Below are 12,475 nucleotides of genomic sequence, written 5' to 3'. Positions count from 1 at the left end.
GCGTCACCGTGCCTGCCCCGCCCCTGATATGTGCTCGGTCCGATCGTGACACGGGGCACCGACAATGCCGCTGCCAGGGGCGTCACCAGGCTGCCGCCGTCAGTACGCTGCGGAGGTGGAGAACAGTCGCAAGACCCCCATAACGTATGCGATCGCCCTGCTCGGCGCGGCCGTGCTGCTCACCGGATGCGAGAGCGATACGTCGCCGGATGCGGAGGGGGCGCGCGGGAGCGGACCCGGCGCGGTCGGGCCGCTCGCCAATCCCGACGGTACGCGCCCCGGGCTCGCGCCCGTCGCGGACGGGGACCGGGCCGCGGCCCGGAAGCTGATCGGGTCGCTGGCCACCAAGGGCCGCGGGCCCGGGACGGGTTACGAGCGGGAGAAGTTCGGCCGGGCCTGGAGCGATACCGCCGACGGCGTGCCGCTGGCCCGCAACGGCTGCGACACCCGGAACGACCTCCTCCGCCGCGACGGGCGGGAACTGCGGTTCCGGGACGGTTCGGACTGCGTCGTCGTCGCGATGACCCTCGCCGATCCGTACACCGGCAAGGACATCGTCTGGAAGAAGGCGAAGGCCGCCGAGGTGCAGATAGACCATGTGGTGCCGCTGGCGTACGGCTGGCGGATGGGCGCCGCGCGCTGGCCCGCGGACAAGCGGGAACGATTCGCCAATGACGCGCTCAATCTGCTGCCGGTCGACGGCCGGGCCAACCAGGCCAAACGGGATTCCGGCCCGGCGTCCTGGCTGCCGCCGAACAAGGGGGTGCGCTGTGCGTACGCGGTGCGGTTCGCGCAGGTGGCGAAGGAGTACGCGCTGCCGGTCACGGCCCCGGACCGGAACATGATGCTGAAGCAGTGCGGCTCTTGAGCGGGGGCTGACCCGTGCCGGACACGGGAGAGCGGGGTGGACCACGACCTCCCCGTCGTGGTGCACCCCGCTCCCGTCCATGGCGAGACCTTCCGGTCTCCTACGGCTCCGCTCAGCCCAGCTTGTCCGGGTCCACGATCTCGGCCGGGGCCGGGATCTTCGGGAGCGGGGCCTTGTCGAAGTCGGACAGCACGGCCGTCATCAGCTCGCCGTCCTTCTCGTCCTCGGGGGCGCCCGTGAGCTTGAGGACATAGGGCTTGCCCTCGGTGGCGACGTGCAGTTCCTCTTCGTTCTTCGCGCCCTGGGTGAACTTGAGCGTCTTCCGCCCGTCCACCGCGGCCTCACCGGCCTGCTTCACCCCGGCGCTGGTCCCGGAGCCGAAGTCCGCCAGCAGGCTGTCGACATCGCAGAACTCGGTGAATTCCTTGGAGTCGGGCTCCGCCGGGTCCGCCTTGTGCCACTTTCCCTTCATCAACTTGACGACGCCGTCGGCTTCCGGGCCCGAGACGCCGGGGCCGTCCTCGTCGGGCTGCTTCAAATGGAAGCGCAGGAACTGCTCGTCGGGGCGCAGATAGGTGTCCTTGCCGTTGCCGGCGAACTCCACACTCCCCTGGCCGGCGACGGACATCGTGCCGCTGCACCGGCCGCCCTGGTGGACGGCGACGCGCAACTTCATCGGTTCCTTCTTCTTCGCCCGGGTCGTCGCTATCGACCCCTCCGCGGTGAGGGTCAGGGACCGGGCGGACTTGGTGGCCGCGATCGCCGTGTCGATGATCTCCCGGTCCGGCTTGCCGTCGAAGGGGCCCTTCGCTTTGTCGTCACCGCCGAGGCAGCCGGTCGCGGTCAGCGCGAGCGCCGCGGCAAGGGCCGTCACCGCGATCGGGCGACGGCGGTGGTGAGGCAGAAGCGGCATGGTGATTCTCCCGATCGTGGCAACGGCAACACAGTGGTGGTGGTGAGGGAAGGGCGGGGCGCGGCGGGACCCCCGTACTCGCCGCACCCCCGCCCTGCTTTACGGCGCCGCCGGACCCCGGCCCGGAGCGCCGCCCCACCCCGGCTCCGCTCCCGGCTCCCAGTCGGGGTCGGTCGCGGAGCGGGCCGCGCGGGCCGTCGCGCCGAGCGGAGGCTGCTGGGTGTCATACGGCATGGGCGTGCCCTTCCGGGTGGTGGTGGCGGATCAACGACGAGCGGCGCCGAACACGAACAGGAACGGCGGTGTTCACGCCGCGCTCCAGGCGGACCGAGGCGGCCGTGAAGTGCTGGGTCAATAAGAACAGAGCCTGTGAACCGAGTCAACAGGAAAAGTGTTGAAGTGGTTTTTGCTCCATGTGAAGGGGGCTCTCGTGTGGGGCTCGGTATGATCGGCGACACAACAGCCGGTTCCGAGGACCGTCGGAACGGATCATCACGGAGGCCGTCAGGTGCCCGAGAGCGCAAGCGAAGTCACCGCGGCCGGAATCGCCCGGCTCGCGGGGGTGGGGCGGGCCGCCGTCAGCAACTGGCGCCGCCGCCATCCCGATTTCCCCAAGCCCGTGGGCGGCACCGAGACCAGCCCCTCCTTCGCGCTCTCCGACGTCGAACGCTGGCTGCGCGACCAGGGCAAACTGGCCGAAGTCCCGCTCCGTGAACGGGTCTGGCAACAACTGGCCGACCACCCCGCGACCGCCGCCGCCGATCTCACCGGCGCCGGTGTCGTCCTCCTCCTGGTCCGCGACCGGCCCGCCCTCTGGCGTGAACTGATCACCGGAGACGACCGGCGGATGGCCGAACTGCTGCCCACCGCCGTCGAACAGCTCCTGGCCCAGCGCTTCGGCGACGACCGGCTCGAAGCGCTCGCCCCGGCCCTGCGCGGCGGCCGGACCCCGGCCCCCGCCGCCATGCCCTTCCTGCGCTCCGTCGGTGAACTCGCCGCCGAACTGGGACCGCGCCAGACGTACGAGTTCCTCCTCGGCCGCTTCCTCGACGCCAACATCCGCCAGTACACACCGACCCCGCCCGGGCCCGCCGCCCTGATGGCAGCCCTCGCCGTACCCCCGGACACCGCCCGCGGCGCCACCGTGCTCGACCCCGCCGCCGGGACCGGCACCCTGCTGCGCGCCGTGGAACACCCCGCGGCCCTGCTCGCCCAGGACAGCGACCCCGCGCTTACCGCCCTCACCGCACTCCGGCTGGCCCTCCACAGCGAACCCCCGGTGACCGTCGCCGCGCGCGCCGGGGACACCCTGCGCGCCGACGCCTTCCCCGACACCCACGCCGACGCCGTGCTCTGCCATCCGCCGTTCAACGAGCGGAACTGGGGCCACGACGAGCTGGGGTACGACCCCCGCTGGGAGTACGGCTTCCCGGCCCGTACCGAATCCGAACTGGCCTGGGTCCAGCACGCCCTCGCCCGCCTCCGGCCCGGCGGCACCGCCGTCCTGCTGATGCCGCCCGCCGCCGCCTCCCGCCGCTCAGGCCGCCGGATCCGCGCCGGACTGCTGCGCCGGGGCGCCCTGCGGGCCGTCATCGCCCTGCCCGCGGGCGCCGCCCCGCCGTACGGCATCCCGCTCCACCTCTGGGTGCTCCGCAGGCCCGAACCCGGCCGGCTGCCCCCCGCCGCACTCCTCGTCGTCGACACCGTCGAGATCGGCGGCACCGGCGGCGGCCGCGACCGCGTCGACTGGCAGGCCGTGCACAACACCGTCCTCGACATCTGGCAGCCCTTCGACGAGAACGGCAGCGCCGACGGAAGCGCCGACCGGGCCGGGATCAGCCGCGCCGTCCCCGTCATCGAACTCCTCGACGACGACGTCGACCTGGCCCCCGCCCGCCATGTGCCGCCCGCCGCCACCGGCGGCGACGCCGGTGAGCTGGAGCGCGTACGGGAACGCCTCACCGACACCCTGCGCCTCACCGGCGAGCTGACGCCCTCACCCGCCGCCCCCACCCACCCGGCGCCCTGGCCCTCCACCACCGTCGGCGAACTCGCCCGCGCGGGCGCCCTCACCATCCGCGCCGGAACCGGCTCCGCCCTGCCCGGCGGCGGCCACCACGGCCGCACCCCGCAGGGTGCCCGGGACACCGTCCTCACCGAACACGACGTCATCGCGGGCACCCCGCCGACCGGCGTCCTGCCCGACACCCCCGACGACGAGCCCGTCCGCACCCGCGCCGGAGACGTCGTCATCCCCGTACTCGGCGGCGCCTCCGTCGTCCGCGTCGTCGACGAGACCACCGCCGGGGCCGTACTCGGCCGCAACCTCCAGCTCCTGCGCCCCGCACCGGAAGCCCTCGACCCCTGGTTCCTCGCCGGATTCCTGCGCGGCACCGCCAACACCCGGCAGGCCAGCAGCTACGCATCGACCGCGACCCGGCTCGACGTACGCAGGCTGCAACTGCCCCGGGTCCCCCTCCCCGACCAGCGCCGCTACGGCGACCGGTTCCGCGCCCTGGCCGCCTTCGAGGACGCCCTGCGGCTCGCCGGACGGCTCGGGGAGCAGCTCGTCCAGGGCCTGTACGACGGACTCACCGACGGCACGGTCGAACCGGAACGCGGGCAGTAACTCCCGCCGGGCCCGCCCCGGCGCCCCGGCGGCCGCCCGGAACCGACAGCGCGGCCCGGCCCGGCACTCCGTGCCCCGATACCCCGGGACGGTGCCGCCGCCGGTGTATACCCTCGTCCGTACCAGGCCCTCGTCCCCAGGAGCAGGAATGCACGGCCCCGGCTACGGCCCACCGCGTGCGAAACCGCGTTCGACAACGTCGGTCGTGATGCTGCGCATCTTCTTTGTGCTGCTTGCCGTCGCTTCCTGGGGCACCCTCGCCTGGCTCACCATGCTGCGGATCGCCCTCCTCCTGCGGCGGGGCGTCGACTGGCTGCTGTTCGTGGTCTGCTGCCTGGTGACCATGGGCCTGTTCGTCACCGTCGGCTTCTGGGGCTCCGACCCGGACTCGACGGAGGGCAACACCGTCGACCTGTTGACCGGCCTCGGACTCCTCACCGTCGCCCTCACCGTCGCCGTCTACTACCTCGTCGTCGACGCGCGCTTCCAGGCGGAGCGGCAGCGGGGGCCGTCCGCGCAGCCCTACCAGGGCGGCCCGGCCGCGGGCCCCGGCTACGGATTCGGCCCGCCCCCGCAGGGCCCCGCCGCCCCCGGCTACGGCTATCCGCCCCAGCGCCCCGGCTACGGATATCCCCCGGTGAACCCGGCGCACCCCGTAAACCCCGCGCACCCCGCGCACCGCGTGAATCCGGTGCCCCCCGCACCGGCCGGGCCCGCGCCCCGGATCGACCAGGTCCGCGCCGAACTCGACGAGCTGAGCGACTACCTCCGCAAGGACCGCCGGGAGCAGAACCCGTGAACGGACGTGTCATCGCGGACCGGTACGAACTCTCCACCGTCATCGGCCAGGGCGGTATGGGCCAGGTCTGGACCGCCTACGACGACCGCCTCGACCGCCGGGTCGCCGTCAAACTCCTCCGCCCCGACCGCATGTCCCAGGGCACCGGCGCCGACGAGATGCGCCGCCGCTTCGTCCGCGAATGCCGCGTCACCGCCCAGGTCACCCACCCCGGTCTGGTCACCGTCCACGACGCCGGCAGCGACGGCGACGATCTGTACCTGGTGATGCAGTACGTCGAGGGCGCCGACCTCGCCGACCACTTCGCCGAACACGAGCCGTACCCCTGGCAGTGGACCGTCAGCGTCGCCGCCCAGCTCTGCGCGGTGCTCGCCGCCGTCCACGCCGTCCCGATCGTCCACCGCGACCTCAAACCGCGGAACGTGATGGTCAAACCCGACGGTACGGTCACCGTCCTCGACCTCGGTGTCGCCTCCGTCATCGACACCGACACCACCCGCCTCACCCACACCGGATCCCCCATCGGCAGCCCCGCCTACATGGCCCCGGAACAGGCCATGGGCGGCGCCGTCGGCCCGTACACCGATCTCTACGCCCTCGGTGTGCTGATGCACGAACTCCTCAGCGGAAACGTCCCCTTCGCGGGCTCCACCGCGCTCGGCGTGCTCCACCGCCATCTCTACGAGCCCCCGCTGCCGGTCCGGCGGGTCCGCCCCGAGATCCCCGAACCCCTGGAACAGCTCGTCCTGCGGCTGCTCGCCAAGGACCCCCAGCACCGGCCCTCCGGAGCGCAGGAGGTGTACGCGGCGCTGGCACCGCTGCTGCCCCGGCACGGCAACCCCGGCGGACCCCTCGACCCCACCCGCCCCTTCCTGCGCCCGCACGCCCCCTGGCCCGACCGCGCCGGGGCCGCCGTCACCCCGCCGCCCCCGCCCCGGCCCCCCGAGGCCGCACCGCACGGCGGCCGCGGACCCGATGTGGCCGCCGCCGTCGACGAGGTGAAGAAGGCCCTCGGGGAGGGCAGCATCACCCGCGCCGTGGACATCCTCGGCGGCATCCTCCCGGCCGCCGCCGCCGAACACGGCGAGCACTCCCCGGTCGTCCGCATCCTGCGCAAGCAGTACGCGACCACCCTGATGGACGACGGCCAGTACCGCCGCGCCCTGCCCGAACTGCGGCGGCTCGCGGACGACCGGGCCGCCGAGGCCGGGCCCGCCGACCCCCAGACCCTCCAGTTCCGCCACGACGCCGCCCAGTGCCTGGAACAGCTCGGAGAGGCCGCCGCGGCCATCGCCGAGTACCGCGCGGTCCTCCCCTATTACGAGCACGCCGGGGACACCGGCCGCGCCTTCGACGTCCGGCAGCGCATCGGGAACCTGCTGCTCGCCGTCGGTGACCACGCCGGGGCCCGGCACGAGCTGCAGGCCCTGCTGTACGACACCGAGCGCGTCCACGGGCCGTACCACCAGCTCCCCGTCGAACTGCGCCGGGCCCTCGAACGCCAGCGCCAGTTCAACCGCTGACGCCTGCCGGGGCCCGCCCCGCGGGGTCCGGGCCGGGGGGCCGTCATGCCGTACGCTTCCCGGGGAGCGGCCGTGCCCGCCGCGGCGCGGCACCCGGCTCCAGCCCCTGAGCCACCCGAGAGACCGAGAGACCGAGTGACCGGCGAGAAGACGACGATCCGCGGCCAGCTGGTCCGCTTCGCCCTCGTGGGTGCGGTCAACACGGGCACCTACTACGGCCTGTACCTGCTGCTGCTGAACGTGCTGCCGTACGTCGCCGCGCACATCCTGGCCTTTGTGCTCAGCATGGTCGGCTCCTTCTTCCTCACCACGTACTTCACCTACCGGACCCGGCCGACGTGGCGGAAGTTCTTCCTCTTCCCGCTCTCCAACCTCACCAACTTCACGGTCACCACCAGCGGCGTCTATCTGCTGGTGGACGTGCTGGAATTCGACGACCGGTACGCACCGCTGATCGCGGCCGCCGCGGCGATCCCCGCGACCTTCGTGGTCTCCCGCATGATCATGCTCCGCCCGGAGCCGGGCGGGCGCGGCGAGCAGGAGCCGTCCGAGCCGGTGGGCTCCTCCGAGCGCCGCTGACGCCGCTGCCGCGGCGGGATTCCGGACCTCCGGACCTGCGCGGGCCGCTGCACCTGCGGACCGGCCGGGGTGAGCCGACCGGCGTCCGCTGCGGTTCGGCCGCAGGCCGGTGAATCCGTGCCGGTGCCGGTGCCGGTGCCGGTGCCGGTGCAGATGCCGGGCCCGCCCGGGTCCCGGGTTCCGGGCGGCATCGTCCGTATCTCCCGCATCGGGCGTCTCGTTGGACCAAAACAGTCGCGGTGAAGTAGTGGCCCCCGCCCCGCCGACTGCCTACCATCGGTCACCGCAGGACTTTGTGACTCGTCGCACAAACCTCGTCTGGAGGCTCCTTTGCACCGCCGTCGTCGCACCGCGATCTCCGTCTCCGCCGTACTGCTCGCCGCCGCACCCCTTCTCACCGCCTGCGGCAGCGAGGCCCACCCGGGCGCCGCCGCCGTCATCGGCGGCCAGCGGGTCGAGGTGTCCACGCTCCAGGCCCAGGTCGCGGACGTCCGCGCCGCCCAGGCGAAGGCCCCCGAGGGGCAGCAGATGATCGCGGACACCGGACAGCTCGGCCGGGCCAAGCTCTTCGACCTGATCGTCGACCGGGTCGTGAAGAAGGCCGCCGACGACGCGGGCATCACCGTCACCCGCAAGGAGCTCCAGCAGGCCCAGGCCGCCTACACCGCGCAGGCGGGCGGCGAGCAGGCCCTCGCCGCGACCTTCCTCCAGCAGCGCGGGGTCGCCCCCGACCAGGTCGACGGGGTCGTCGAACGCGAAGTGCTGATCGGGAAACTGGCCGAGTCCATCGGCGCCGCCAACACCCCGGACGGGCAGCAGAAGCTCAACGCGGTCTTCACCGCCGCCGCGAAGTCCCTCGACATCGACGTGAACCCCCGCTACGGGACCTGGGACAACCAGAAGCTGGTCCTCGGCGACTACAAGGCGCCGTGGATCACCCAGCTCACCAAGCAGCCGGCGCCGGCCAACGAGGTGCCGACCGCCTGACGCCGCGGGGCGGCCGGGCCCGCCGGGGGTGATCCCGCCCGGGGTAGGTTCGAGGGGTGACCACCACGAATACCTCCGCCGGGCGCATCGTCCTCCTCACCACGAGCCACCGGGTCGCCCCCGGACTGCTGTCCTGGCCCGCGTGGCGCGCCCTGCACGAGGCGGGCCGGGTGCTCTGCGCCGACCCCGGCCACCCCCAGCTGCCGTATCTGCGCGACGCCGGGGTGGACGTGGACATCGCGGACCCCGGAGCGCGGGAACTGGTGGAGCTGTGCGCCGGGGGGACGACCGCCGTCGTCCTCGTCTCCGGCGAGGGGGACCGGGCCCTGACCGACGGCCTCGCCCGGCTCGCCGGATCCGGCCGCGGCGGAATGCCCGATCTGGAGCTGCTCCCCGGCTCGTACGATCTGCCCGGCGCCCGGCTCCTCGACCTGGTCCAGATCATGGACCGGATCCGCGACGTATGCCCGTGGTCGTCCGTACCGACCCATCAGGACCTCGCCCGGTACGCCATCGAGGAGGCGTACGAACTGGTCGAGGCGATCGAACACGGCGACCGCGACGAGCTGCGGGAAGAACTGGGCGACGTGCTGCTCCAGGTCGTCTTCCACGCGCGGATCGCCGAGGAGGACCCGGCGGAGCCGTTCTCCGTCGACGACGTCGCCGCGACGATCGTGGAGAAGCTGATCCACCGGCATCCCCACGTCTTCGGTGACGAGGAGGCGGCGACGCCGGAGGACGTACGGCGGATCTGGCTGCGCACCAAGGCGGAGGAGAAGGCGCGGGACTCGGTCACCGACGGCATCCCGCTGGGGCAGCCGGGCCTTGCGCTGGCGGCGAAGCTGGCGTCCCGTGTCCGTACCGCCGGACTCGACGTGCCGCTGCCGGCGGGGGAGGGCGTCGGGTACGAGCTGCTGGCGCTGGCGGTCGCGGCGGAGGCGGAGGGGGCGGACCCGGAGGCGGCGCTGCGGGCGGCGGCCCGCGCGTACCACGCGGCGATCCGCACCAAGGAGCACGCTGCCCCGTAGACACCCGGGCCCCCGGGTGCCCGTCGCCCACGGGTGGGCTCAGAAGGAGCACCTAGGCGTGCCCGCCTTCCACAGGGTGGACCAGGCGGAGGTCTTTGAGGGCGCGCCTGCCTCCTACCGAGAGCCCCGGCAGGGCTGCCCAGGGTGCTCCCGCCTTCCGCGAGAAGGCCTGAGGCGAAGTGCTTGGGGGCGCGGGGAACTGCGCGAGCAACCCGGGACGGCCCGCGGTGGACCGCGCTTCAGCAACCCCTACGGATTCCCCGCCAGGGGGGCCGCCGCCTTCGCCGTACAGCGAAGGGAGACCGTTGCCGGTCCGGCAGTACCGTCGACCGCGGGCCGTCGTGGGCCGTTCGCGCAGTTCCCCGCGCCCCTAGGTGCTCCACCTGAGCCGTCTTGGTAGGAGACGGGCCCACCCCTGAAGGTGTCCACCTGACCGGCCTGGAGGGGGAGGCGGGGCGCGCCCCCGAGGGCCTTCACCTGAGCCACCCTGGAGGGGGAAGGCGGATACCCCCGAGGGGCCCGCGGCCCGGCGCCCCGGCAGGGGATAGCGTCATGGGGTGAGCAGCAACCCCCATGAAACCGGCGGGCCGGGGCCCGCTCCCGAACTCTTCACCTGGGAGTTCGCCACCGACCCCTACCCCGCCTACGCCTGGCTCCGCCAACACGCGCCCGTGCACCGGACCACCCTCCCCAGCGGCGTCGACGCCTGGCTGGTGACCCGGTACGCCGATGCCCGGCAGGCACTCGCCGACGCCCGGCTGTCGAAGAACCCCGTGCACCACGACGAACCCGCGCACGCCCGCGGCAAGACCGGCATCCCGGGCGAGCGCAGCGCCGGGCTGATGACGCATCTGCTGAACATCGACCCGCCCGACCACACCCGGCTCCGCCGCCTCGTGGCGAAGGCGTTCACACCGCGCCGGGTCGCGGCGTTCGAGCCGCGGGTGCAGGAGCTGACCGACCGGCTGATCGACGGGTTCGCGGCGCGGGGGAGCGCGGACCTGATCCACGAGTTCGCGTTCCCGCTCCCCATCTACGCGATCTGCGATCTGCTGGGCGTGCCCCCGGAGGACCAGGACGATCTGCGGGACTGGGCGGGCATGATGATCCGTCACGGCGGGGGACCGCGCGGCGGCGTGGCCCGGGCGGTGAAGCGGATCCGGGGCTATCTCGCCGAGCTGATCCACCGCAAGCGGGAGAACCTCGGCGACGAGGACACGGACGATCTGATCTCCGGTCTGATCCGGGCCAGCGACCACGGCGAGCACCTCACCGAGAACGAGGTCGTCGCCATGTGCTTCGTCCTCCTGTTCGCGGGCTTCGAAACGACCATCAACCTGGTGGGGAACGGGCTCTATGCCCTGATGTGCCATCCGGTGCAGCACGCCCGGCTCCAGGAGTCGCTCGCCGCGGGGGAGACCTCGCTGCTGGTGACGGCCGTGGAGGAGCTGCTGCGCTACGACGGCCCGGTGGAGATGGCGACCTGGCGGTACGCCACCGAAGCGCTGACCATCGGCGGTCAGGAGGTGGCCGCGGGCGATCCGGTGCTCGTGGTGCTGGCGGCGGCCGACCGGGACCCGGAGCGGTTCGGCCGGCCGGACGTTCTGGACCTTGCGCGGCGTGACAATCAGCACCTCGGCTACGGGCACGGCATCCACTACTGCCTGGGTGCGCCGCTCGCCCGGCTGGAGGGACAGACCGCGATCGCCACCCTGTTGCGCCGCCTTCCCGACCTGCGACTGGCGGTGGATCATCACGATTTGCGCTGGCGCGGCGGCCTGATCATGCGTGGACTGCGCACCCTTCCGGTGGAGTTCACGCCCGCTGAAATTGACGGCCCGTCATATTCGTGATGTGCGCGTGATCTCCGCTGCATCGACTTGTGACAGACGTTCGAGTGCGGCTACGTTCACCCCCGTCTCAGCCGTCACGCGAAAGGCAGCACCGCATGCTCTCCGGGAATGGTCGACATCGCCGTCCTCGCCAGGCCCCGGCCCTGGTCGTCGCAGCGGGGGTGACGGGGTCCGCGATTGCGATCCCGCTCCTCGGCGCCACCTCGGCGTCCGCCGCCGACTCCGCAACCTGGGACCGTGTCGCGGAGTGCGAGAGCGCCGGGCAGTGGACCGTGAACAACCTCAACGGCTACTACGGCGGGCTCCAGCTCTCCCAGGAGACCTGGAACACCTACGGCGGCCGGGAGTACGCCGACCGGCCGGATCTGGCCAGCCGCTCCCAGCAGATAGCCGTGGCGGAGAAGGTGCTCGCCGCGGAGGGGCCCAAGGCGTGGCCGTCCTGCGGGATCGCGTCGGGCCTCGGCGGTGCCGCGGGCACCGCGACCGGCCCGGGCGGCGCCGATCCGGTGCCCAGCGGTCCGGCCGCCGGACGCCCGGCGGACAAGGCGAAGGCGGGCGACCTCCCGGCGGAGCCGCGCAAGGCGGGGGAGAAGGCGCCGGACGCCGCCGCGTCCCCTTCCCCCTCCGCCGGAAAGGCGGAGAAGAAGGAGACGGCGGCCAAGCCCGCCGAGGGCGTCGGCAAGCACCGCGGCGCACCCGCCGCGGAGGAGACCGCCAAGGAGACCCCCTCGGGCGCGACCGGCACCGGCACCCCCGAGGGCACCGGCACCCCGCCCGCCGAAACCGCCGACCCGTCCCGCGCCTCCGGCCCCGACCGGACCTCCCGGTCCGAGACCGATGCCCGTTCCGATGCCCTGAACCAGGGCGATCAGGGCGGTACGGGCACTCCGGCCAAGACCGACACCACGGACGGTACGGGCGAAGCCGGGCAGCCCTCCGGTACGTACACGGTCCGCTCCGGCGACAACCTCTGGTCCATCGCGGAAGAGAAGAAGGTCCCCGGGGGCTGGCCGGCGCTCTATGAGGCCAACCAGGAGCTGGTCGGAGCTGATCCCGATCTGATCCTCCCTGGCCAGAGCCTTGATCTCCAGGCGAAGTAGCCTCCGGAGCATCGAAATTGACGCCCTATTTTGCTGGGATATGTCCCTTTCTGTGTAAGTGAGACATGAGTCTCTTCGGTCCGGCCGTGGTCCCCACTCTTCCGGAATCCCGCATTCCGCACGCCACCTGCGAAAACGCGAGTTTCCGGAGGGGTGGGATGGGCGATTTGCCCACGATGTTCCGTCGTTGAAGAAG

At 72.8% G+C, this 12,475-nt stretch carries 11 protein-coding genes; 9 read left to right on the top strand and 2 right to left on the bottom strand.

Going from position 1 to position 12,475, the window contains the following annotated elements:
* The first annotated feature begins 115 nt into the window (after positions 1-115).
* Positions 116-868: an HNH endonuclease family protein gene (locus tag B7R87_RS11655; protein ID WP_006348828.1), complete on the top strand. Its 753-nt coding sequence runs from the start codon at positions 116-118 to the stop codon at positions 866-868.
* Positions 869-980: 112 nt separating this feature from the next.
* Here the strand turns inward: B7R87_RS11655 and B7R87_RS11650 are convergent, their stop codons facing one another.
* Positions 981-1,781: a hypothetical protein gene (locus B7R87_RS11650; RefSeq protein ID WP_006348829.1), complete on the bottom strand. Its 801-nt coding sequence runs from the start codon at positions 1,779-1,781 to the stop codon at positions 981-983.
* A 99-nt stretch (positions 1,782-1,880) separates the two neighbouring features.
* A complete protein-coding gene (locus tag B7R87_RS34080; RefSeq protein ID WP_269847452.1) occupies positions 1,881-2,015 on the bottom strand; it encodes a hypothetical protein in 135 nt (44 codons plus the stop codon).
* A 274-nt stretch (positions 2,016-2,289) separates the two neighbouring features.
* Between B7R87_RS34080 and B7R87_RS11645 the strand changes: the two genes are divergently transcribed.
* The 8 genes from B7R87_RS11645 (at position 2,290) to B7R87_RS11610 (ending at position 12,279) form a co-directional block, all read left to right on the top strand.
* On the top strand, positions 2,290-4,410 hold the full coding sequence (locus tag B7R87_RS11645) for an N-6 DNA methylase (RefSeq protein ID WP_130585050.1): 2,121 nt from the start codon (positions 2,290-2,292) through the stop codon (positions 4,408-4,410).
* A 208-nt stretch (positions 4,411-4,618) separates the two neighbouring features.
* Positions 4,619-5,209 (top strand): hypothetical protein, encoded by a 591-nt coding sequence (locus B7R87_RS11640; RefSeq protein ID WP_006348832.1) that lies wholly within the window; start codon positions 4,619-4,621, stop codon positions 5,207-5,209.
* Entirely contained in the window at positions 5,206-6,732 is a 1,527-nt protein-coding gene (locus tag B7R87_RS11635; protein ID WP_130585049.1) for a serine/threonine-protein kinase, read from the top strand. Before B7R87_RS11640 ends, B7R87_RS11635 begins: the two co-directional genes overlap by 4 nt.
* A 135-nt stretch (positions 6,733-6,867) precedes the next feature.
* On the top strand, positions 6,868-7,311 hold the full coding sequence (locus B7R87_RS11630) for a GtrA family protein (protein WP_006348835.1): 444 nt from the start codon (positions 6,868-6,870) through the stop codon (positions 7,309-7,311).
* A 330-nt stretch (positions 7,312-7,641) separates the two neighbouring features.
* Positions 7,642-8,298: a SurA N-terminal domain-containing protein gene (locus B7R87_RS11625; RefSeq protein ID WP_006348836.1), complete on the top strand. Its 657-nt coding sequence runs from the start codon at positions 7,642-7,644 to the stop codon at positions 8,296-8,298.
* A gap of 56 nt (positions 8,299-8,354) precedes the next feature.
* Positions 8,355-9,326, top strand: coding sequence for a nucleoside triphosphate pyrophosphohydrolase (locus B7R87_RS11620; protein ID WP_006348837.1), 972 nt, complete (start codon positions 8,355-8,357; stop codon positions 9,324-9,326).
* Positions 9,327-9,883: 557 nt separating this feature from the next.
* Complete coding sequence (locus tag B7R87_RS11615) at positions 9,884-11,179, top strand: cytochrome P450 family protein (protein WP_006348838.1); 1,296 nt, start codon at positions 9,884-9,886, stop codon at positions 11,177-11,179.
* Between the two features lie 95 nt (positions 11,180-11,274).
* Positions 11,275-12,279: a LysM peptidoglycan-binding domain-containing protein gene (locus B7R87_RS11610; RefSeq protein ID WP_130585048.1), complete on the top strand. Its 1,005-nt coding sequence runs from the start codon at positions 11,275-11,277 to the stop codon at positions 12,277-12,279.
* Positions 12,280-12,475: the final 196 nt, after the last annotated feature.

Origin of the sequence: Streptomyces tsukubensis, assembly GCF_003932715.1 — a bacterium.
Taxonomy (GTDB): Bacteria; Actinomycetota; Actinomycetes; order Streptomycetales; family Streptomycetaceae; genus Streptomyces; species Streptomyces tsukubensis.
Note: the sequence above shows the minus strand (reverse complement) of the source record. Positions and strands in the feature narration are given on the sequence as shown.